This is a genomic window from Peribacillus sp. ACCC06369 (assembly GCF_030348945.1).
In the GTDB taxonomy this organism is placed as follows: domain Bacteria; phylum Bacillota; class Bacilli; order Bacillales; family DSM-1321; genus Peribacillus.
This window is the reverse complement of sequence record NZ_JAUCEN010000002.1, coordinates 536,412-559,407: the sequence shown is the minus strand read 5'-3', so window position 1 is coordinate 559,407 and position 22,996 is coordinate 536,412. Positions and strand designations below refer to the sequence as shown.

The 22,996-nt window shown below is 41.7% G+C and carries 18 protein-coding genes; 8 read left to right on the top strand and 10 right to left on the bottom strand.

Going from position 1 to position 22,996, the window contains the following annotated elements; translation table 11 throughout:
* The first annotated feature begins 44 nt into the window (after window positions 1-44).
* Window positions 45-2,036 (top strand): methyl-accepting chemotaxis protein, encoded by a 1,992-nt coding sequence (locus tag QUF78_RS03455; RefSeq protein ID WP_289323575.1) that lies wholly within the window; start codon window positions 45-47, stop codon window positions 2,034-2,036.
* Window positions 2,037-2,085: 49 nt separating this feature from the next.
* On the opposite strand, the gene QUF78_RS03450 is transcribed toward QUF78_RS03455, so the two are convergent.
* Window positions 2,086-2,592, bottom strand: a complete 507-nt coding sequence (locus QUF78_RS03450; RefSeq protein WP_289323574.1) for a general stress protein — start codon at window positions 2,590-2,592, stop codon at window positions 2,086-2,088.
* Window positions 2,593-2,755: 163 nt separating this feature from the next.
* On the opposite strand from QUF78_RS03450, the gene QUF78_RS03445 reads away from it, so the two are divergent.
* From QUF78_RS03445 to QUF78_RS03425, 5 genes are all read left to right on the top strand, one after another.
* Window positions 2,756-3,820 (top strand): M20 family metallopeptidase, encoded by a 1,065-nt coding sequence (locus QUF78_RS03445; protein ID WP_289323573.1) that lies wholly within the window; start codon window positions 2,756-2,758, stop codon window positions 3,818-3,820.
* 398 nt (window positions 3,821-4,218) lie between these two features.
* A complete protein-coding gene (locus QUF78_RS03440; protein WP_289323572.1) occupies window positions 4,219-4,776 on the top strand; it encodes a 3D domain-containing protein in 558 nt (185 codons plus the stop codon).
* 153 nt (window positions 4,777-4,929) lie between these two features.
* On the top strand, window positions 4,930-5,850 hold the full coding sequence (locus QUF78_RS03435) for a ketopantoate reductase family protein (RefSeq protein ID WP_353957887.1): 921 nt from the start codon (window positions 4,930-4,932) through the stop codon (window positions 5,848-5,850).
* A gap of 230 nt (window positions 5,851-6,080) precedes the next feature.
* Window positions 6,081-7,349, top strand: coding sequence for a dicarboxylate/amino acid:cation symporter (locus QUF78_RS03430; protein WP_289318126.1), 1,269 nt, complete (start codon window positions 6,081-6,083; stop codon window positions 7,347-7,349).
* 203 nt (window positions 7,350-7,552) lie between these two features.
* The gene (locus tag QUF78_RS03425) at window positions 7,553-8,971 is read left to right on the top strand and encodes an NAD-dependent succinate-semialdehyde dehydrogenase (RefSeq protein WP_289323570.1); all 1,419 of its coding nucleotides are present in this window, start codon (window positions 7,553-7,555) and stop codon (window positions 8,969-8,971) included.
* 69 nt (window positions 8,972-9,040) lie between these two features.
* On the opposite strand, the gene QUF78_RS03420 is transcribed toward QUF78_RS03425, so the two are convergent.
* From QUF78_RS03420 to QUF78_RS03390, 7 genes are all read right to left on the bottom strand, one after another.
* Complete coding sequence (locus tag QUF78_RS03420) at window positions 9,041-10,147, bottom strand: AI-2E family transporter (RefSeq protein WP_289323569.1); 1,107 nt, start codon at window positions 10,145-10,147, stop codon at window positions 9,041-9,043.
* A gap of 407 nt (window positions 10,148-10,554) precedes the next feature.
* Entirely contained in the window at window positions 10,555-12,081 is a 1,527-nt protein-coding gene (locus QUF78_RS03415) for a succinyl-CoA:acetate CoA-transferase ScpC (RefSeq protein WP_289323568.1), read from the bottom strand.
* A gap of 130 nt (window positions 12,082-12,211) precedes the next feature.
* The gene (locus tag QUF78_RS03410) at window positions 12,212-12,862 is read right to left on the bottom strand and encodes a LytTR family DNA-binding domain-containing protein (protein WP_289323567.1); all 651 of its coding nucleotides are present in this window, start codon (window positions 12,860-12,862) and stop codon (window positions 12,212-12,214) included.
* A gap of 604 nt (window positions 12,863-13,466) precedes the next feature.
* Window positions 13,467-13,829: a P-II family nitrogen regulator gene (locus QUF78_RS03405; RefSeq protein ID WP_289323566.1), complete on the bottom strand. Its 363-nt coding sequence runs from the start codon at window positions 13,827-13,829 to the stop codon at window positions 13,467-13,469.
* 15 nt (window positions 13,830-13,844) lie between these two features.
* On the bottom strand, window positions 13,845-15,059 hold the full coding sequence (locus tag QUF78_RS03400; protein WP_289323565.1) for an ammonium transporter: 1,215 nt from the start codon (window positions 15,057-15,059) through the stop codon (window positions 13,845-13,847).
* A 294-nt stretch (window positions 15,060-15,353) separates the two neighbouring features.
* A complete protein-coding gene (locus QUF78_RS03395) occupies window positions 15,354-15,557 on the bottom strand; it encodes a YbdD/YjiX family protein (RefSeq protein ID WP_289323564.1) in 204 nt (67 codons plus the stop codon).
* Window positions 15,558-15,570: 13 nt separating this feature from the next.
* Window positions 15,571-17,628 (bottom strand): carbon starvation CstA family protein, encoded by a 2,058-nt coding sequence (locus QUF78_RS03390; protein ID WP_289323563.1) that lies wholly within the window; start codon window positions 17,626-17,628, stop codon window positions 15,571-15,573.
* A gap of 176 nt (window positions 17,629-17,804) precedes the next feature.
* Here QUF78_RS03390 and QUF78_RS03385 point away from each other — a divergent pair, with 176 nt between their 5' ends.
* On the top strand, window positions 17,805-18,056 hold the full coding sequence (locus tag QUF78_RS03385) for a MerR family transcriptional regulator (protein ID WP_353957935.1): 252 nt from the start codon (window positions 17,805-17,807) through the stop codon (window positions 18,054-18,056).
* Window positions 18,057-18,111: 55 nt separating this feature from the next.
* On the opposite strand, the gene QUF78_RS03380 is transcribed toward QUF78_RS03385, so the two are convergent.
* Window positions 18,112-19,902 carry an ABC transporter ATP-binding protein gene (locus QUF78_RS03380; protein ID WP_289323562.1) on the bottom strand — a complete coding sequence of 597 codons (1,791 nt, stop codon included), beginning with the start codon at window positions 19,900-19,902 and terminating at the stop codon, window positions 18,112-18,114.
* Window positions 19,877-21,625 (bottom strand): ABC transporter ATP-binding protein, encoded by a 1,749-nt coding sequence (locus QUF78_RS03375; RefSeq protein ID WP_289323561.1) that lies wholly within the window; start codon window positions 21,623-21,625, stop codon window positions 19,877-19,879. Before QUF78_RS03375 ends, QUF78_RS03380 begins: the two co-directional genes overlap by 26 nt.
* A gap of 455 nt (window positions 21,626-22,080) precedes the next feature.
* Here QUF78_RS03375 and QUF78_RS03370 point away from each other — a divergent pair, with 455 nt between their 5' ends.
* On the top strand, window positions 22,081-22,641 hold the full coding sequence (locus tag QUF78_RS03370; protein WP_289323560.1) for a nitroreductase family protein: 561 nt from the start codon (window positions 22,081-22,083) through the stop codon (window positions 22,639-22,641).
* The last annotated feature ends 355 nt before the right edge of the window (window positions 22,642-22,996 follow it).

The window sequence follows — 22,996 nt, the reverse complement described above, 5'->3', positions numbered from 1 at the left end:
ATATCAAATAGAAGCCAAAATTAATTAGAAGGGGGATTGTCCATATGAGAAGACTGACAGCCTGGTATTTTAATTCGCTAAAAAAACAAATATTGATTCCCTTTTTAGCTTTGATCATGATAAGCGGAATGGCCATCTCCTACATGAGCTATAAAAATAGCATCGATTTGACGACCCAGGAACTTACCGGAACGACTGAAGAACAAGTCAAGTCAATGAACGATTCTTTCGAAATCTTCTTTCAAAAAACGGAAAATCAATTGGATAGGATCGGCAAATATCCTATCATGAGTACTTATGATAAGAACCTCGAATCCATAATGGATGAATTTTCTTATACGCAATCCAGCAACTCGGAAATAAATGGTATATATCTCGGCACTGAGAAGGATGGAAAAGCATTTATATTCCCAAAAACTGAATTGCCGGCAAACTACGATCCAAGACAAAGGGATTGGTATCAATCCGCATTGAAACAAAAAAACAAGACCATTTGGACGGAACCTTATACCGATCAGGCTACGAATGAACTTGTCATTACGGCAGCAAAAGCCTTATATGATGGTAATGAATTAATAGGAGTGCTCGGTGTCGACATCTCGATCGATACTTTGGTCACGATGGTTAATCAAACGAAATTCGGCGAAACAGGCTATACGGTTTTGCTGGATAAGAACGGGTCATTCGTTACGCATCCAGACAAGAAAAAAATTCAAAAGGATATATCAAAGGAAAATATTTTCAAAAAAATGAAAAGTGAATCCGGATCAATGATCGAGGAATATGACGGGCAAAGCCGACTCATCGGATACGCTACCAATCCAAACACGGGATGGAGAATAGCAGGGCTAATGGATGAACATGAAGTACTCGTCCGTGCAAGCCCGATGATATTCGATAATATCATCACACTGTTGATTGTCTTTACTGTGACTGCACTATCTGCAATCTTCATCACCCGTTCTTTAACGACTCCCATTAAAAAGCTGCAGGAATCCATACGGAAAATGGCTGACGGCGATTTCACATCCAAGAATTTCATTTCCAGGAAAGATGAGATTGGGCAGCTTGCAGAAGACACTAACTTAATGACCAGAAATATGAGCCATATGCTAGGGCAGGTCAACAACCTTTCCGATAAAGTATCAGATTCCTCCATGACGTTAGTGGCTAGTGCAGATGAGAATTCAGCTGCAGCTAACGAGGTGGCCATGACGATAGAACAAATAGCGGCCGGTGCCATCGACCAAATCGAAGTCGGGCAGAATAACGAAATCGCTGTAAAGCTATTGGCTGACAAAATCAATGATCTTGAAGCGCAAACGAGCAAAATGGCCACGGAATCCGAAAATATGTTCAAGGCTTCCGAAAACGGAATAACTCAAATGCAAGGCCTAAAACAGCAATTCAATGAAACGTCCCTGATATCCAGTAAGATGAGTACAGCAGTCAAATCTTTGGATGCACGGTCCAAAGATATTAGTGCGATCGTAAAGACCATAAGCGGAATTGCCGGACAGACTAATTTACTCGCCCTGAATGCTGCCATCGAAGCGGCCAGGGCTGGCGAGCACGGAAAAGGGTTTGCAGTTGTTGCCGATGAAGTGAAGAAATTAGCCGCGCAGACGGAAAACTCCTTGAAAGAAATCTCTGAAATCATTCAAGCCATGCAAAGCGACACAACCAATACCGTTCATTTGATTGACCAAGTCAATCAAAAAATCCACCATCAGGATACTTCTGTAACGGATACGGAAAATGCCTTCAGTCACATTGCGTCGATTATCGCGAACACATTCAGCAATTTTGACGAAATGAAAAAGATGATGAACGATATGGTATCCGAGGTCACACGGATGGCGAGTAACGCAGAACAATTAAACTCGATCAGTCAGGAAACTGCGGCAGGAACAGAAGAAGTATCTGCATCAGTAGAACAAACGAATGCTTCCATGGAACAATTAAACGCCCTTGCTAGTGAATTGGATGCCTTATCCCAGGAAATGCACAAAGAAATACGGAAATTCACATTCTAATCAAAAAAAGGACGGATCCTAAGGGATCCATCCTTTTTAAACTTACGATTTATAGGAGTCGTCTACTGTTCGATAGCGTTTCGTCTGTTTCAGTAATTCCTGAGTAAGAAGAATTGGATTTACTCGCATTCGAATCGACTAACACTAGCAGCTTGCCACTCTTTACATCCGCTTCATAACGGTTCGCCTCTTCTTCAGGTATACCCATACCGATTAAGGTACCGGCCAATCCGCCTGTACCAGCACCTACAGCCGCCCCGGCTAATGTTGCAGCAAGCGGTCCAGCTGCCAGTACTGGTCCGATTCCCGGAATTGCCAACGCACCTACACCTGCTAATAATCCGGCAGCACCTCCCAAAATACCTCCGGTCGCTGCACCAGCTGCAAGCCCCTCTTCAACTTTTGTACCCGTTTCTTCATTCACTGACTTTAATTCTTCTTTATCTTTAGCTACCACTGAAATATCTTCACGATTATATCCTTGAGCCTGTAATGACTCAACAGCCTTAATTGCTTCTTCTCCAGTTTCATATACACCAATTATACGCTTATCCATATCTATCATCCTCCTTAAAGAATGTAAATTGTCGCTCCCCCTTTACATACCCCTGGGAATGAAAGGGCTAAACGTTATTTAACAGGAAAATATTTTTGAGTTAACCCTTACTAAGAAAGGGTATATATAATAATAGTATGCATATTTTTAGGAGGTTTTCTTTTTGCTTATCGAGTTACTTAAAGATTTAGTATCTATCGAAAGTTCATCGAAAGAAGGAGCTAACCAAGCAGTTGAGTACTGTGCGAACTGGCTAAAAAATCAGGGACTTACCGTGAATGTGATCGTTAATAACGGTTATAAAATGCTTGTTAGCGAAATTGGCAGCGGAGATAAGACCGTCATTTGGAATGGCCATGTCGATGTTGTCAGCGGGACGCCGGATCAATTTTTCCCTGAGGTTCATGAAGGAAATTTATATGGACGCGGGACAGCCGACATGAAAGCTGGGGTTGCAGGGATGATGTGTGCATTTAACGAACTGAAGGATAAGGACTTAGGTTTGAAAATCCAGCTGCAGATTGTATCAGATGAAGAAACTGGTGGGTTGAACTGTTCTGGATATTTAGCGAAACATGGTTATAGAGGGGATTTTGTAATCTGTGCTGAACCGACGCAATTGGGAATCGGACTTCAGGCAAAGGGTGCCCTTCGCCTCGATATTGAAGTATCCGGCAAATCCGCACACGGAAGCCGACCATGGGAAGGGGTGAATGCAATTGAAAAGGCATATGATCTCTATCAAAAAATAAAGGAACTTCCTTTCACCCGGGATCATACTCCCCTTTACTCTTCCCCTTCACTTAACCTAGCAAAAATAAAAGGCGGGGATGTCTATAATAAGGTACCGGATGCCTGTTTGCTCAGTCTTGATATCCGCTATCTCCCTACACAAACAATGGAAGATATCATTGCACAGATCGAAAGTGTGACAGGAAAGAATATCCACCTTAATATGTACAGTAAACCTGTAAAAACAGAAGAGTCAGACCCATTCATAACATTGCTTCGTCCGATTATCGAAAAGAACACCAATCGGGATGCAGTCATTTTTGGACAACATGGCTCCGCAGATACCGTCTTTTTTGCTGCATATGATATCCCAGCCATTGAATTCGGACCAAAAGGCGAGAACTGGCATGGAGATAGGGAATGCGTTAATCTTGAATCTGTAGCAGTATATCAAAAAATGCTAGTCGATTTCGCTTCTGAATTTGTTTTATCTTAATCCATTTCATGAAAAAAGCCGACATTACATAAATGCCGGCTTTTTTCATGTTCTAAATATCCTCTCCTACTAAAATATACAGCGCTTAATTGTCTATTATTGCGTTTGTTTTTTTACAAAATATACAGGACTATGAAACCAAGCATTACATATCCACATTCTTTCTCAATAAACATAATATGCCATTGTATCAACACTTTTTAACAATAAAACGCTTATACTGACATAATAAATAATATATTTACATTTAACAGATAAGTACTTTTGTCCTAGTTTATATTACATTTATTTTTCAAAGGAAACCATTTTGTAACACAATTACTATTCCACCGAAACATTATTGTCACATAGACCTGTTATTCTAAGTCTACGATTTAAAACAAAGGAGACTATTCATTTTGAAAAAAATACTACTTCCACTATTCACTGCTTTCTTTTTGGTATTTAGTTTTTCCGGAGTTTCATCGGCTGCTACTACTACATACAAAGTTAAAAGCGGCGACACACTATGGGGTATCGCCAATAAACATAATATAACAGTCAATCAACTCAAAAGTTGGAACAACCTGAAAAAAGATAACATCCATCCAAAACAAGTTTTAAAGGTCAAGAAAACATCGACCTCCGCTAAACCTAAAGCTAAAACATCATCATCATCATCAAAATATAAAACGATCACGGTGAAGGCAACAGCTTACACAGCGAACTGCAAAGGTTGCAGCGGTATTACAGCATCGGGTCTTAACTTAAAGAAAAACCCTAACGTAAAAGCCATCTCAGTCGACCCTAAGGTCATTCCACTTGGAACGAAAGTTCATGTAGAAGGATACGGGGATGCCATTGCGGCAGATAAAGGCGGCGCAATCAAAGGGAATAAAATTGACGTCTTTTACTCTTCACACTCAAAAGCTACCAATTGGGGCAGAAAGACCGTTAAAGTTAAAATCTATAAATAATGAATAATAAGCACCAGCCTGAAACCTTTCAGGCTGGTCTTTTGTTTTTCCCCCATTCTTACACACTCCTAAACATCAAGTTTACTTAAAACGATAACCGTTTACTGAAAATTCCGCCAATGTTATGATTAGTATATCTTAATCAAAAGAGAGGTGTGCACTTTGAATATTGTCATTATAGGGGCCGGGGCACTCGGCTCCTACTTTGGAGGCAGGTTGCAACAGGCCGGGCAGGATGTTCAATACCTTGTCCGAAAAAACCGTGCCAAACAATTGAAAGAAAACGGGATCAGCATAACCAGCCCACATGGAAACTACCAATTTAACGAACTTCATATCACAGAGAATGTAAATGATATAGAAAAGGTCGACCTCGTGATTCTCGCCGTAAAAGGACAGCATCTGCAAGGCACCCTTACAGATTTAAAGGTCCTTGTTGAAAAGGGCGCAAAGGTCCTCCCGCTTTTGAATGGATTGGAACATGTATCCATATTACAGGACGAACTGGGCGATGAAGCCGTATTGGGAGGAAGCGCCTTCATCATTGCCACCCTTGATGAAAAAGGTCATGTCATTCACTCCAATGATAATCACGATTTAATTTATGGCCCGCTCCATCCTTCACAAAAAAAGATTTGTGATGATTTCGAACAGGCGGCCGGATTAGCTATCATGAAGGTAAGCAGAACGGAGAACATATTGATCAGGATGTGGATCAAATATATGTTCATCACCGCTTTTTCCGGTGTGACAACAGCCTCCAACCTCCCTATCGGCACGATACGGAAATTCCCGGAAACCAATGGATTGCTAGAAAAGGTCCTTGTTGAAATGAAGGAGCTTGCAAATGCTTATGACGTCGGAATTACTGTGGAGAATATTGCTCAGGCGTTGGAAAACATGGCAGGTTTACCTGATGAATCCACCTCTTCCATGCACCAAGACCGCCGGAAGGGACTAACCCTCGAAGTGGAGCATTTACAGGGCGGTGCGCTGCGCCTTGCCGACAGGGTTGGTTTGAAACTTCCTGTGATCGGAACCCTATATGCACTCATAAAACCCTTTGAAAATTGATTTTCCCCAATACCGGCTCTCCGCCGGTATTTTTTATTGCAGTTTAGCAGTCTATCTATATCATAGTAGTAACTTTTGATTCCTCTTCCACCCTTCAGTTATTAGAAATTCTCAAAGACCAAAAAGAACAAAAAGAAAACAATATCACCAAAAGAATATTCTGATTCTTTCTTCTGTTACACTATTATCAAGTTAAGAAAGCGCTATCATATAACAAAGGAGAATGCCCCTTGAAAATATTAAAAAATCTAACAGTTCAGGTCATCATCGGTATCATTCTGGGTATAACAGTCGGTTTCTTCTTCCCTGCTTTCGGTGAACAACTGAAGATATTGGCAGATTTATTTATTAAAATGATTAAAATGGTCATTGCACCAATTATCTTCTTAACCGTCGTAATCGGAATTGGCGGTATGGGCGATATGAAAAAGGTTGGCCGCATCGGCGGAAAGGCCCTGCTCTATTTTGAAATCGTTACCACTTTCGCACTTGCAATCGGAATCATCGTAGTCAATCTGTTGGGACCTGGTAAAGGTTTTAACATCGATTCAGTCGAAGGCGGAGATGTATCACAATATACAACAGCCGCTTCCGAAACGGAACATGGCGCAGTTGCCTTCATTTCGAATATCATTCCTGATAATGCCGTTGCCGCACTGGCTGGCGGAGACTTACTCCCCATTTTATTCTTTGCCGTATTATTCGGATTATCAATGGCAGCAATAGGACCGAAAGTGCAGCCAGTCGTTTCTTTCTTTCAGCATATTGCCGATATTTTCTTCGGCATCGTCGGCATGATCATGAAAGTATCTCCATTGGCGGCATTTGGGGCAATGGCTTATACAATCGGTAAGTTTGGTCTTGGCTCTTTAAGTTCGTTAGGACAATTGATGGGTAGCGTATATATCACAATGGCTCTATTCATCTTCCTTGTCCTTGGTACGATCGCAAAAATCTACGGCTTTAATATTTTTAAATTCATCGCTTATATAAAAGAGGAAATCCTATTAGTATTAGGTACATCTTCATCGGAATCCGCTCTACCAAGCGTAATGAAAAAACTAGAAAAATACGGTTGCTCAAAATCGGTAGTCGGTTTGGTTGTCCCAACTGGTTATTCTTTCAACCTTGATGGCACATCCATCTACTTATCCATGGCAGCGATTTTCATTGCCCAAGCCTATGGTGTCGATCTAAGCATCTGGCAGGAATTGACCCTTCTGGGGATCTTGATGTTAACATCCAAAGGCGCTGCCGGTGTGACGGGGTCCGGTTTCATTACACTTGCTGCCACATTAGCTGCCTTCCCAATGATTCCAGTTGAAGGAATGGCACTACTGCTGGGAGTAGACCGCTTCATGTCTGAAGCACGTGCAATCACTAATCTAATTGGTAACAGTGTTGCTACAGTGGTCATTTCTAAATCCGAAGGTGAATTCAATCCAAATCAAGCCATCTCGGGTGATATGGGTGAAGTGGCCGTCTCATCGGAAAAATAATCGAACCTTAAATGAAGAGGTGTGCAACTTGCACCTCTTTTTTTATTTTTTCCCTCCTCATCTTTCAATGAATCTCCGGGTTTCAAAAAATAGCCAGTCAAATAAATTTCAGAATCACCGAAAAGTGTTTATACTTTTATGTAACAGGTAAAAGTATAAAGTTTAGTAGTTTGATGGATTTAACCAAATTAGGAGGTTTTATCATGAAAGATTACGGATTATTTATTAACGGTGAGTGGTCGGATTATGGATTGGATAAAATTGAAGTGAAAAACCCGGCAACGGATGAAATAGTTGCAACCGTTCCTAAAGGCGGTGCAACTGAAGCAGCAAAGGCAGCAGATGCTGCTTATGAGGCCTTCACGGATTGGGCAGCACTCTCAGTCTACGAACGTGCTGAACTAATTTGGAAATGGCATCGATTGATTGATGATAATAAAGAAGAACTAGCCAAAATCATGACTGAAGAACAAGGCAAGCCCTTTAAAGAGGCACTTGGTGAAATGACATATGCAAATGGCTTTTTATCTTGGTTTGCCGAAGAAGGAAAACGGGTGTACGGAGAAACGATTCCCGCTTCCGTGTCCAATAAGCGGCTTTTCGTGACTAAACAGCCTGTCGGAGTTGTAGCTGTCATTACGCCTTGGAACTTTCCAGCAGCCATGATTACTAGAAAAGTGGCACCAGCCCTTGCCGTCGGCTGTACAGTCGTCATTAAACCCGCAAACCTGACTCCCATAACAGCGCTAAAAATGGCTGAATTAGCGGAAGAAGCTGGCATTCCGAAAGGAGTCATCAATGTCGTGACAGGAAAATCATCAGAAATCGGTGAAACTTGGCTTCAGGATACAAGGGTCCGTAAATTGACGTTCACCGGTTCTACAGAAGTCGGTAAAACCCTAATGAGGGGCTCAGCTGACACGGTTAAGAAAATTTCTCTTGAACTCGGAGGTCACGCACCCGCAATCGTTCTTGAAGATGCCGACCTTAATAAAGCGGTTGATGGCATCATCAGTTCAAAATTCCGTAACGCTGGACAAACATGCGTCTGCTCAAATCGCATATATGTCCACGAAACCATTCAAGAAGCCTTTATCGAAAAGCTCGTAGCCAAGGTCAAAGAACTAAAAGTAGGAAACGGAATGGAAGATGGCGTCGATATCGGTCCGCTTATAGATCAAGATGCAGTGGATAAAGTTCAAAAACAAATTGATGAAGCAATTAGCAGCGGAGCTAAGCTCGAAGCTGGCGGAAAATCGCTCGGCGGCCTTTTTCTTGAACCAACCGTACTGTCCAACATTGACGACAGCATGCTCTGCATGAAGGAAGAAACATTTGGTCCACTAGCTCCAATTACCTCATTTAAGACTGATGAAGAGGCAATCAAAAGGGCAAATGACTCCATCTTTGGTTTGGCAGCTTACGTCTTCACTGAAAATATCACCAAAGGCATCAAATTCACCGAGGCACTTGAATTCGGTATTGTAGGCTTGAACGACGGGCTTCCTTCCGTGCCACAAGCTCCATTTGGCGGATTCAAGCAAAGCGGACTTGGACGTGAAGGCGGACACCAAGGCATCGAAGAATTCCTGGAAGTTAAATATATTTCCTTGGGTTTGTAATCTATTTATTTGCTTTCGTTCCATAACTTAAGAAAACGGGCCCGACTCTAATGAGTCGGGCCCGTTTTTTCATTCCAATATATCTTCTTCAAGCTTTTCCTCTTTCCGGATCCTGATGAATTTTACGATATTCAATACAATCGTTTTAACAACGGAATAAGTTGGAACGGCCAAAATCATACCGATGATACCGGCAATGTTTCCCGCGACGAGCAATAGGATGATGATGGTAAGCGGATGTGTGTTCAATTTTTTCCCGATGACTAACGGTGAAATGAAATTACCATCAAGTTGCTGGATGACCGTTACAACAAGAATGACCAATAGCGCTTCGGTCGGTGAATGAATCAATGCCACAATGACCGCAGGAGCCGCTCCGATAAACGGGCCTACATATGGAATGATATTGGTCACAGCACCAATCAGCGCAAATAAGAACGCGTAAGGCAAACCAATGATTAGATATCCGATGAACGTTCCAATCCCGACAAACATACAAACAAGCATCTGTCCTTGTATGTATGTAGTAAGCGTCCCACCAGTTTCCTGAAGTACTGTCAAAGCTGGTTTTCTATAGCGAACCGGTACGAATTTCATGATGGCGCTCGGTAGCTTATCCCCATCCTTCAACATATAGAATAGGATGAAAGGAACCGTTACGACCACTAATGTAATATTCGTCACTACGCTGAAAACAGAAGATAAACTGTTCGTTATATTACTAGGTAAATCAGTCAAATATTTCTGAAGCGAGTCTCCCACTTCTTTCAAGGAAACATAATCTTGTTCCATGGTCCACAAAAACCATTTTGACTCAGCTGAATCTTCAATGAACTTCCTTACTTGATTGAAATAATCAGGGAGGTTATTGAGTAAATCCGTAACCTGTTTTGAAAGTGACGGGCCTACCAGACCGACCAACAAACTAATCAATCCCAGGAAAAACACATAAAGCAGTAATATCGCCAATCCCCTTGGTACTTTTCTTTTTACCAGGAAATCAACAGTGGGGTTGAACAAAAAGTAGAGAAAACCTGAAATCAAGATCGGAAAGAACAATGTAGATGTAAAAATAACTATTGGTTCAAAAAGAAAAGAAATCTTTGTACCAACATAAAAAAGTAAAGACAATAGTAATAACTCTAACGTCCAAAAATGCAGTTTTGTCTTGAACAAATTATCTCCTCCACTATAACCATTCTATTTAACTCCCCATTTCTAAGGAAACAACATCTTAAATACGAAAAATCCTATGTATAATAATCTTTCATTGTTAGCAGTTTACCATATTTCTATAACTTGAATGAATAATTATATACAAAAACAATAAAAAACCCTAATGATACAGTTCCCTATCTTTTTGATGGTTAAGCTTCATTTTACACTTTAAATCAGTTATGTGTTGAAGGAAAAAGAACAAATTGGAAACATCATACAAATTACTTAGAAGAATAATCCACTTCCCTTTCAATATTCCATTCGAGTGACGAAAGTTTCATTATTTTCCACCCAGACATCAAAAGGGGCATAGTGCAAGGCGAACACAAATAAAAAAACCCCGCTGAAGGGCGGGGTTTTGTCTCTTATTTTTGATCTTGAAGCACTGTTTCAAGCATCGTACCGTTTTTAGCCAGGTTTGTATGCCATGAGAATGCTTTTTCAAGAATATGTGGAGTTTGATGTCCTCCAGTTTGCGCGACAGCTTCAGTGAAATATGCACGAAGCTGTTGACGGTAGTCAGGATGTGCACAGTTTTCGATGATTAGCTCTACGCGCTCTTTTGGTGCCAAACCACGTAAATCAGCGATCCCTTGCTCTGTCACTAATACATCCACATCATGTTCAGTATGATCCACATGAGAAACGAAAGGAACGATACTGGAAATGTTGCCGCCTTTTGCATATGATTTCGTAACGAAAATGCCTAGGCGTGAATTACGGGCAAAATCTCCTGATCCACCGATTCCATTCATCATTCTTGTCCCAGAAACATGTGTCGAGTTTACGTTACCGTAGATATCGCACTCTAACGCTGTATTGATTGAAATCAAACCAAGACGACGGATGATTTCAGGATGGTTAGATATTTCTTGTGGACGAAGAACTAGTTTATCACGGTATTTATCAAGCTCACCGTATACTTGTTTTCCTTTTTCTTCAGCTAATGTAATCGAACACCCTGAAGCGAATTTAACTTTTCCAGCATCGATTAAATCGAATACAGCATCTTGCAGTACTTCTGAATACACTTCCAATTCTTTAAATTCAGAATCAAGAAAGCCAGCGAATACTGCATTTGCCACGGAACCTACACCTGACTGAAGCGGAGCAAGGCTTTCAGTTAAACGGCCAGCCTTGATTTCTCCACGAAGGAAGTTTATGAGGTGGTTAGCGATCGTTGCAGTTTCTGCATCCGGCGGCACGATTGTAGAAGGTGCATCAAGATCTGTAGAAACGACGATCCCCATTACTTTTTCAGGGTCAACCGGAATTCCAATCGATCCCAGGCGATCGCTTACGCTAGTCATAGGAATCGGTTCGCGTTCCCCTTGTTTAGCTGGTGTATATATATCATGCATCCCTTCCAATCCTTCTGGATGGGACACGTTCATTTCAATGATTACATGTTTAGCTTCTTGAACGAATATGGCTGAGTTACCTACAGAAGTTGTCGGGATGATTAATCCTTCTTCCGTAATCGCCAATGCTTCGATGATAGCAATATCTATAGGTCCGACAATGCCTTGACGAACTTGTTCAGCTGTATGAGATAAATGCTGATCCACATAAGTGACTTCATCAGCATTGATTTTATTGCGAATGCCTTTATCCGCTTGGAACGGCAAACGTTTGTTTATGATACCGGCTTCCGCCATATGTTGGTCGACTTCCGGTCCTAATGAAGCACCAGTATAAACGTCAACTTTGAATTTTTCAGTTTTAGCCCTTTCAACTAGAGCCATCGGAATGACCTTAGCATCACCAGCACGGGTAAATCCACTCATACCGAGTTTCATCCCATCTTTAATCCAGGAAGCTGCTTCTTCCGCTGTAACTACTTTCCCCTTAAATTGTTCGTTGCGAATTTTTTTGAAAACGCTTTCGTTCATACAAAAGACCCCCATTTTCGCTTTTCTTACACTTAATTTTACCAATCCTGTGTAATTGTCACATTCATTTTCGAATGAAAAGCCTTAAATAGAGCATAAACCAGCATTTTTTTCACACTAAGGAGAAACACTAAAATCCCAAAGCTCTTCTAAATTGACTTGCATATGTTTGACTGACTTGAATTTTGGAATTGTCCTTCATTATTAGTAAAAATGTAGAATGAAAATCAGGAAGGATCTCTTGTATATAGTTGATATTGACGATGTACGAACGATGTACACGAATGAATAAATCATTAGGTAAAATGAATTCCAATTCACTTAGGTTCATTTTATGAAATCCACTCACGCGTTCGGACTGAATTTTAGTTTTCCTATTTTGAGCTTCCAAATACATAATTTGATCATATGGAAGCGGTATCCAGTGACCATCTATTTTAATGGTCAAGAATGATGTCGGTAAAATTAATGGCTTTGTTGGCAAAATGGCTGTTACCGCGCCTAAAGGATTGCCCTCGTCCATGATAGGCACACTCAACCCATAGTAAGGTACACCAAACACATTACTTTCCACTTGCACCCCAATTTTTTTACGAACACTCAACGCTTTATATGTCGCCGTGTTTTCACTAATTCGATCACCCGGTTTTATTCTAAGGTCAACTTGTTTGCTCGGTTGATAATAGATGTATTTTTCGGAATCAGCAACAGAAATTGAAGCATCCTTCGGTACAAACTCCCTGATGATATTTAAAACGGATTCGACCGTAAATTGATCCATTTCCCTTCACCTCTTAAAAGAACATATTAATAATTTCCCCATCATCAAACAGGGCAATAGCAAAATGATTCATAGATTTTTGGAGCACTTACATTTTTTTGAATTTAATTTCTCGCAAAATAAAGAAAAAATGAATTAACTAAGCGAAAAGTGTCAAAAAATGCAATAAAATTGAATTTAAATTTATATCCTTATCCATTATAGTTGGAAACACCCCCAATTTCCATGGGGGATTCAAGAAAAAAGTTTCCTTATATAGCAAAATTCATTTTGAAGCTATAATTTTAAATGCCACTACTGAGGGCGGGCATCAAAAGCATAAAGAAAGCCGTTCTCCTGCAGATAGGATAACGGCTGAAAGGTTATTTTTTAAAACGGGAATTTCGAAACGCGGATTTCATTCGAAGGCATAAAATTTCTTCTAGATTTTTCAGTGGTAATTCCAATAAAAAGGGTCGGTCATCAGGTTGATATACATCCTCTGAAATGAGCGTATTAACGATCTTCTGTTTTTTTGCATTAACAATTCGGACCAGTCTCCCCATTTTCAGCTCCCTTTCTTAATCTATTGGCTCCGGCACATTCGGTCGGAGTTATCACTGCATTAGATTTCATTCTTTAACGCATCATGACCTTCTTTTCCGGTACGGATATTCACAACATTCGCCAATTCATAAATGAAGATTTTACCGTCACCCGGTTTACCGGTGCTTAAGAATTTTCTTGCTACATCCACAACATCCTGAACTGGCACTTCACACACGACAATTTCGATTTTCATCCGGTCATGCAATGACATTTCCCGGTTTCTGCCTCTATATGTTTCCACATAACTTTTCTGAAGACCCGTTCCTTTTACTTCCGATACAGTCATTCCGCTTACCCCTATTTTTGCAAGTTCCGCTTTGAATTGTTCAAACTTGATAGGACGTGTAATGATTTCTATTTTCGTTAAAACCTCGGACATATGATCAACCCCCTTTTAAATTGATTCATGATAGGCCTTTTCTCCATGAAGTGTAAGATCAAGCCCCATTGACTCATCTTCCTCACTGACACGTAACGGAACGAACAGGTTAATGACTTTAGCAATGACATAAGTGACCACGGCAACGAAAATATAAGTCGCAACGATTGCTACAAGCTGCTTCCACAATAAGTTGAAATCTCCATAGAATAAACCATTTGCCCCGTTTTCGTTGACGGAAGTGGTCGCGAATAAACCTGTAGCGATGCCACCCCATGTACCACCGATCCCATGTAATCCGAAAGCATCCAGAGCATCATCGTATCCCAGTTTATTCTTCAGGAAGAATACACCCCAGAAACATACAGCACCGCCGACGACCCCGATGATGATGGAAGAAGCGGGCGTTACGAATCCACAAGCAGGTGTAATCGCAACCAACCCTGAAATAGCTCCTGATACTGCACCAAGCAACGTTGCCTTCTTATTAGCCATATACTCGACGATCAGCCAGCCTATGATACCAGCTGCTGCTGCAACGGCTGTATTAACGAATACATTCATGGCCACTTCATTGATTGTCAGTGCGCTACCGACATTGAAGCCATACCAACCGAACCAAATTAGTGATCCGCCAAGGAATGTTAAAGGAAGATTATGTGGCGCACTGTCCCCTGACTCTTTCCTTTTACCTAACATGATTGCTAATACCAGACCGGCAACCCCGGAAGATATATGAACAACGTTGCCGCCTGCAAAGTCAAGTGTACCCATCTCCGCTAACCAGCCCCCACCCCATACCCAGTGAGCAACAGGAGCGTATACGAATAAAGACCAAAGGATCGTAAAAATCAAGAATGCAGAAAACTTCATCCGCTCGGCAATGCCACCTGCAATGATCGAGACTGTTAAAACGGCAAAAGTCATTTGGAATAACATGAATAAACTATGAGGAATTGTTTCGCTGTATGGACCAGGTTCGAAGCCTACATCTTTTAAACCAACCCAGTCCAAGCCGCCCAGGAGTGTATTTCCAGGTGAAAACGATAATGAATACCCAATCAGTACCCAAAGAATCGAAATGACTGCCAGCGGCATGTAACTATGCATCGCCGTATTCAGGACATTTTTACTTTTTACCATCCCTCCATAAAACAGGGCAATCCCTGGTGTCATTAGCCAAACCATCATCGTCGCCAAAAACATGAATACCGAATCTGCCATTTGCATATTGTTTTCCCCCTTGTTTTTTGTATATGTTATGTTTATTAACAATATTATGTTATGTTTTTTATCATATACTTAATTTTCTAATAATTCAACTGATTTTTTGTATTTCATTAAAAAATGTAAGGTTATATAACATCTCCCATGAATAAAGAACCGTAAAATTTCATTTTTTGGTACTTTTCAAGATTTTTTCAGTCCATCACCGTTACATTTCCCCCTCTACTTATGTCCCACTTCATAAGATTCAACTAAAAAAGGGCCCTCTTATTTGAGGGCCCTTCAAAATATATTCAGTTAACAGCAACGAGACACCTTGCCACCCTTTGCGTTATACCGTTCATCCTGGGCTTCGCAGAAAAATTCTTTCCTGGTTTTTACAGGATCATCAGGATGGTGCACGCTCATATGTGCCACATAGGTATCATAACTTGGAACGCCGACAAGCAAACTGACGAATTGCTTTCTGTAGCTGAGAATCTTAACTAATCTTTTCAACATGGCCATTCCTCCCTTATGATGTCCTTCTTGATACATAAGGCGATTCATGTAAATCTATTTTCTGGTTCTTCAAGACTTTTATCCATAACCTAATGGCAGAAATCAGGACAGTGATCACAACGATCATGAAGATGGCACAAAGGGCTGCATCCACATAATCATTGACGATAACCCGTTTCATCTCGGCTAGATTTGCTGCCGGAGCAAGAACTTCCCCACTATCATAGGCCGCTTTAAATTTATCCTTATGCGCTAAAAAGCCTATCGCCGGGTTTTCGTGGAACAGCTTTTGCCATCCAGCTGTCATGGTCACTATCAATAAGAATGTAGTAGGGACGAGTGTGACCCATGTGTACGCTTTTTTGCCCATTTTGAAAAGGACTGTCGTCCCAAGCAGCAATGCAATGGCGGAAAGCATCTGATTCGCAATTCCAAACAATGGCCAAAGGGTATTGATCCCGCCAAGAGGATCTATGACCCCTTGATAAAGGAAGTATCCCCAACCGATTACACAAATGGCAGTTGCAATAATATTGGGCAGCCATTTATTCGTTTCGGCAAATGGCTTGTAAAAGGTGCCGATAATATCCTGTATCATAAAACGCCCTACCCTTGTTCCCGCATCAATGGTGGTCAATATGAACAATGCCTCGAACAGGATTGCAAAATGATACCAGAACGCCATCAGGGACGCTCCACCAATCACTTGCGAGAAGATATGGGCCATACCGATTGCAAAGGTTGGAGCCCCTCCAGTTCGGGATAGAATGGTCTCTTCCCCAACATCATCCGCAAGGCCAGTAATCATTTCAGGTGTCAAAATGAAACCCCAATCGGATATCGTAGCAGCCACTTGAGCCGGCTCCGTACCTATAACGGCCCCCGGGCTATTAATGGCAAAATAGATCCCTGGCGTCAGTACACAGGCTGCTATCATCGCCATGATGGCTACAAAAGATTCAGTCAACATCGCCCCGTACCCGATTGGACGTGAATGGGATTCGCGTTCAATCATTTTAGGAGTTGTACCCGATGAAACGAGTGCATGGAATCCAGATACCGCTCCACAAGCGATCGTAATGAATAGGAACGGGAATAAATTTCCGGAAAATACGGGTCCTGTTCCATCAATGAATTGAGTGACGGCAGGCATTTCAAGGCTCGGCATGACTATAAAGATTCCTAGTGCAAGTCCGATGATCGTACCGATTTTCAAGAATGTGCTTAAGTAATCACGCGGTGCCAATAGCATCCATACCGGCAAAACGGAGGCAACGAATCCGTATACAATCAACATGATGGCGATCGTTTCCCCACTGAAAGTGAACATTGGCGCCAACGTAGCGCTTTCGGATACAAAGCGGCCGAAATATAACGCAAGCATCAATAGTACGATTCCAATAATCGATCCTTCACCAACCCGTCCCGGCCGTATATAGCGCATATAGATGCCCATAAGGACTGCAATCGGTATGGTCGAGGCAATCGTGAACATCCCCCATGGACTGCCCACCAGCGCTTTAACGACAACCAGGGCAAGTACCGCTAATAAAATAATCATGATACCCAGGATACCGATCATTGCTATCAAACCTGTAATCGGACCAATTTCCTCTTTGATCATTTCTCCCAATGACTTGCCGTTACGGCGCATCGAACCAAAGAGAATGATGAAATCCTGAACGGCACCAGCTAATACAACTCCGACTACAAGCCAAAGCGTCCCTGGCAAATATCCCATTTGCGCTGCAAGGATGGGGCCTACAAGAGGGCCAGCTCCTGCAATTGCTGCAAAATGGTGGCCAAACAGCACCCATTTATTTGTAGGCACGTAGTCCTTCCCATCATTATTCGCTTCAGATGGAGTCTGGCGATTATCATCTAGCTCAAACACTTTCTGTGCAATGAATTTACTATAAAAGCGATAGGCAATTGAATAAACACAGAGTGCTGCAGTGACAATCCACATGGCATTGATGCTTTCCCCTCGGTTTAGCGCGACGACACCAAAACTCACCGCACCCACTGCTGATATGATCCCCCAAAGAATAACCGACTTAAGCGCTTTCATTTTTTCCATCTCCTCTCTATTAAACTAGTGATCAACTATAAAAAAATCTTCATTTTACAGGGTGTTAGGGCTATATTCCGCCTCGTGACGTTAAATTTAAAGAATTTTATATATATTCTGAATTATATGTTATCATAAGGTTTTTTAGCAATAGTAATTTAGTCAAATTGTAAAGTATTTTCCATTATTTTGTCGATATTTACCTCTTTCCCCACAATACAAATGGCCGCAGGTATTATACGGAAAAAGACCTGAAAAGGCTCGAGAAAATCTGTCTACTCAAAAGCCTTTCGGTCTCTTTGGATGATATAAAAACCGTATTGGATAAAAAATCCTTCAAAGAATTGCTCCTCCATCAACAACAACAGACGTTTGCGAGCATAGAGGAAGCGGAAAACAATGAGACGAAATGCAACCCCCAAGTTTAAGTTCGTGTTTTACAGGACAACGCAAAAAATGTGCGCCTGACGGCACACATTTTTTTCATCCGGTCTGATTTTCCTTTAATGAACTGCGATAGAGATCGTAATAAAAACCCCTTTGCTTCAACAATTCATCATGTGATCCCTTTTCAATGACCTTTCCTTCATCAAGCACCAGGATTTGATCACTTTGCTGGATCGTATTCAATCGATGGGCAATGACAAAACTTGTCCTCCCCTCCATCAAACGGTGTAATGCTTCCTGGATTTTAAGCTCGGTAATCGTATCTATGCTACTTGTCGCTTCATCCAAAATCAATAGAACGGGATCGGCTAAAATGGCCCTGGCAATCGATAAAAGCTGGCGCTGTCCCTGACTGATTCCACCGCCATCCTGATTCAAGATGGTATCATATCGTTCTGGCATTTTCATGATAAAGGAATGGGCATTGGCAAGCTTGGCTGCATCCACCACTTCTTCATCTCCCGCCTCCAGTCGACCGTAGCGGATATTTTCACGAATCGTACCCTGAAATAAAAAGGAATCCTGTAAAACAAAACCCATATGCTTGCGGAGACTTGATCTGGTCACCTGCTGGATATTCTGGCCATCAATCAAGATCCGGCCGTTGTTTGGCTCGTAAAAACGGGCAAGAAGATTAATGATCGTTGTCTTACCGGCCCCAGTGGGACCTACAAGCGCGATGGTCTCCCCTTTTTCTGCATGAAAACTAACATCATATATCGTTTGGTCCTCATCATTGTATGAAAATGTAACACCCTCAAAGTCCACCTCACCACAGACATCCCGAAGTTCAGAAGCCTGTTTCTCATCCACTTCTTCTTCTTTTTCATCAAGTATGGTGAAAACCCGCTCAGCACCAGCAACAGCTGAGAGGAGTGTATTGAATTGATTAGCCAGGTCATTGAGCGGACGGGTGAATTGCCTTGAATACTCGGTGAAAATAACAATGCCCCCGATGGAAACCGTGCCTATGCCACTCAACGCCAAAAACCCGCCGACTGCGGCAATTACCGTAAAACTTAAGTTGTTGAGTAAATTCATCAGTTTTGGAATCAGCCCGGAGTATGATTGTGATAGAAATCCGGCTTTCTTTAAGTTTTCACTCCGGGTGATAAAATCACGGATCACTTTATCTTCCTGCGAAAAAGCCTTTACGATCCGTTGTCCCGAAATCGTTTCTTCTATAAACCCATTCAGTTCTCCAAGGTTCTTCTGCTGTTCTTTAAAAAGCTTTCCCGTCCGGTTCGTTATCCACCTCAGCCCGAAGAACATAAGAGGAACGATGAATAAGGTTAAAACAGTCAATAGAGGGCTTAAATACAACATCACTCCAATCGTCCCGACCAGTGTCAGCACACTTGAAAAAATCTGGATCACGGAACTATTCAAAGTGGAACTGACGTTTTCTATATCATTCGTGACCCTACTCATCAATTCCCCATGCTGACGCCGGTCAAAAAAGGGAATGGATAACTGGTGAAGCTTCTTGAACAATTGATTGCGCATCGCATAAACCGTATCCTGCGCGATTCCGATCATCCAATAATTCTGAAGCCACATGGATAGGGAATAGAATAGATAGACTCCGAGAAGCCCGATAAGAAGGCTGAACAGCCCCTCGCTATCCTTTGTAACAATATAATCATCGATCGCCATCCCAACAAGAAAGGGGCCGAGCAATCCTAAAACGGAGCTTACCAGTACCATGAAAAGGACACAAAATAGCAGGCTTTTATTCGTTGCTAAGTAGGGGATGATCCTTTTTATCGTATTCCATGAATAGACCGGTTTTGACTTTGCCTTAACGGGAGATATTCTTGGACTCAAGAGAAACTCCCTCCTCCCCAAACTGTGAGTGAACGATTTTTCGATAAAGATCACTTGATTGAATCAAATCCTGATGTTTCCCTAGTGCAAGCACTTGACCATTTTCCAGTAACAAGATTTTGTCCGCCTCCATGGCTGTGCTGATTTTTTGTGTAATGATGAGCGTTGTGCATGTATAGGCCTTTAAAGCGGCGAGTAATCTACTTTCCGTTTTCAAATCCAGCGCACTCGTACTATCATCCAGAATGAGAATCTTCGGTTTGCGCACCAATGCTCTCGCAATCGATAACCGCTGTTTTTGCCCTCCGGACAGATTCACTCCTTTTTGCCCTAACTGCGTTTCATATTGTTTCGGGAGTTTCATGATGGTTTCATGAACCTGGGCATGCATGGCTGCTGCCATGATTTCCTCCATTGATGCCCCTTCTTTTCCCCAGGCAACATTACTTTTTATGGTTCCTGAAAAAAGAAGGGCTTCCTGCGGTACATAGCCAATCCTTTTCCGCAGCGAATTCAAGGGAATATCTTTCACATCCTGGCCATCTATTTGAATGGAGCCGCTTTCAACTTCGTATAATCTCGGAATCAGCTGGAACAAGGATGTTTTCCCTGATCCCGTCGCTCCTATGATGGCAAGCGATTCTCCCAGATCGATAGAAAAGTTCAAGTTTTTCAATACCGGTGCATCTGTTCCAGGGTAGCGGAAAGATACATCCAGGAACTTTATGCCTCCCCCATTGACGGCCTCACTCTTGCTTTCCAACTTACCCTCATCAATATCTATCGGGGTTTCAAATATTTCCGTCACACGTTCCGCGGAAGCCTTCGCACGGGAAATGACCATGATCAGCCATGAAAAAACGGAAAGTGATGCCGCAATCCTTGTGGCATAGTTTACAATCGCCACAACTTCCCCTACCTGTATATCTCCCGTTGTAATAAATTCGCTTCCAAGCCAGAGAATGATCAGAATTGCCACATTCATGACCAGCATCAGTACAGGCATGGTCGTTTCAATTAAACGAAGGGAAGACATAGTCTTTCTTTTCAACTCGTCATTTGCATCGTCAAACCGTCCAATTTCATGCTCCTTACGAAGAAAGGCTTTGATCAAGCGCATGCCTATCAGGTTTTCCCTCATGACACCGTTGACATTATCGAGCTTTTTCTGTACGAGCTTAAATAGAATAGCCGCTCGTTTCATAACCCAGCCAAGAAAAAAAACAAGAACCGGAATCGAAATGACCAAAACAAGGGAGAGTTTAAAATCTACCGCAATGGCCATTATCGCCCCGCCGATTACGATCAATGGCGCCCTTGCCATGATACGCAGGCCCATAAAAACCGTATTTTGAAGTTGGGTCACATCATTCGTCATCCTTGTGATCAACGAGGAAGTCGGGATATTATTCAAATTCGCAAAAGAAAACGCCTGTATCTTACCAAAAAGGCTTTTCCTGACATCATGTCCAAAACTCTGACTTACATGTGATGCCGTAAAGGAATTAACGATCCCGCCAATAAATGAAAAAATGGAAAGTCCAACCATGACGCTTCCCCATTTAATCACCACCGATAAATCTTTCTGTAAAATGCCATCATCAATTATTTTTGCTATAAATAGAGGTTGTAACAGTTCTACACCGAGCTCGACAATCATTAAGATTAAAGCAAGAATGATCAAGAGCCAGTACGGCTTAAGAAATGAGGCCAGTTTTTTCATCTATGACACCCTTCGATTCTTCATATGTAGATAGCATCTTTTCATCCTCTCATTATACATTTTTATACAGATTTTTTAAAAGATTTTAACTGATTCAAAGGATTAGTAAATAACTTGATTTTTTTTTAATAAATACTCTTGACAAATAACAGGAAATAAGCGAAAATTCTAATTGATAATGATTTTCAATTTCATTATTGATCTCTGAAATTTGATAAGCAATTACGATAATCTCTTATCGTACCCTTTTGATATTGTACATAGATACAATGTCGCCCCGGCTTCTCTGTGCCTAGTAAAAATTATATGCTCATTAGCGAATGCAAGTCACTGGAATATTGCCCCCTCTTTATTCAAGTAATTTATTCACGTTGGAAGCATATTAGGCAGCCGGGGACTATTTTTTATAAAAAAACTAATGAACTTACATATATGATTAAAGGAGCAGGATGATCATGAAACTTGAAGATATCATTAAAGAACGGCGCAGCATTAAGCGATTTAAGGACATTCCTGTTCCTATTGATACCATCCAATCATTATTGGAAACGTCGACATGGGCACCGAACCATAAAATGACCCAGCCTTGGCGCTTCGTCGTGGTACATGGCGAAAGCCGTTTAAAACTCGCAGAAGCAACCCGTGCTTTTATGGCAGGCAAAGAGAAGGACCCTGAAAAGAAAAACGCAGCCGGACAGCGAGGATATAATAAACTTATAGATGTCCCGATGTTCATCGCAGTGATCATGGAAGAGAATCCGAATCCAATGACACGTGAAGAAGATTATGCAGCTACAAGTGCCTTGATCCAAAATTTCAGCCTGCTTGCCTGGGAACAAGGAATCGGGATGATATGGGAAACATACGGCATGATCCACAGCATGGAGTTTCGTGAAGCTTTAGGCGTTAAACCTGGCGAGAAAATCGTAGGCAGCCTTCATGTCGGCTATCCCGACATGATCCCTGCCCCACGCCCCAGGAAAGAGATCGATCAACTCCTGACAATTATGGACTAACAAAAAGGAAAGCCTCCAATCTTGGAGGCTTTCCTTTTTTATTTGGGGAATGAGGGCAAACGTTCAATTCATCTATCATAATCACTGAAAGATCCCTCCGGTACATTTAATGAGGCATCCCGGCAACTACCCCTTTTTTCACCTTTAATCAATAAATTCGCTTCTTCTTCAAACCCAGCTATCAATCCATTCATCTATTCCTATACTCTGCCCCCTCATCATGTTCGATCCGACACGCGCTTGAGGAAATCATGGCGTTGTCCGCGGCCCCCTATAGGTTTCATTGATTTGCATCCGTTCTTCTTCCATTTGCTCATGCTGATTCTTCAGCATCAAGAAACTTCTCCCATATTGC

Excerpts from the sequence above, each read along its gene's own strand:
- QUF78_RS03455 (WP_289323575.1), top strand. The coding sequence starts at position 45 with ATGAGAAGACTGACAGCCTGGTATTTTAATTCGCTAAAAAAACAAATA.
- QUF78_RS03450 (WP_289323574.1), bottom strand. The coding sequence starts at position 2,592 with ATGGATAAGCGTATAATTGGTGTATATGAAACTGGAGAAGAAGCAATT.
- QUF78_RS03425 (WP_289323570.1), top strand. The coding sequence starts at position 7,553 with ATGAAAGATTACGGATTATTTATTAACGGTGAGTGGTCGGATTATGGA.
- QUF78_RS03415 (WP_289323568.1), bottom strand. The coding sequence starts at position 12,081 with ATGAACGAAAGCGTTTTCAAAAAAATTCGCAACGAACAATTTAAGGGG.
- QUF78_RS03410 (WP_289323567.1), bottom strand. The coding sequence starts at position 12,862 with ATGGATCAATTTACGGTCGAATCCGTTTTAAATATCATCAGGGAGTTT.
- QUF78_RS03405 (WP_289323566.1), bottom strand. The coding sequence starts at position 13,829 with ATGTCCGAGGTTTTAACGAAAATAGAAATCATTACACGTCCTATCAAG.
- QUF78_RS03400 (WP_289323565.1), bottom strand. The coding sequence starts at position 15,059 with ATGCAAATGGCAGATTCGGTATTCATGTTTTTGGCGACGATGATGGTT.
- QUF78_RS03395 (WP_289323564.1), bottom strand. The coding sequence starts at position 15,557 with ATGTTGAAAAGATTAGTTAAGATTCTCAGCTACAGAAAGCAATTCGTC.
- QUF78_RS03390 (WP_289323563.1), bottom strand. The coding sequence starts at position 17,628 with ATGAAAGCGCTTAAGTCGGTTATTCTTTGGGGGATCATATCAGCAGTG.
- QUF78_RS03375 (WP_289323561.1), bottom strand. The coding sequence starts at position 21,625 with ATGAAAAAACTGGCCTCATTTCTTAAGCCGTACTGGCTCTTGATCATT.
- QUF78_RS03370 (WP_289323560.1), top strand. The coding sequence starts at position 22,081 with ATGAAACTTGAAGATATCATTAAAGAACGGCGCAGCATTAAGCGATTT.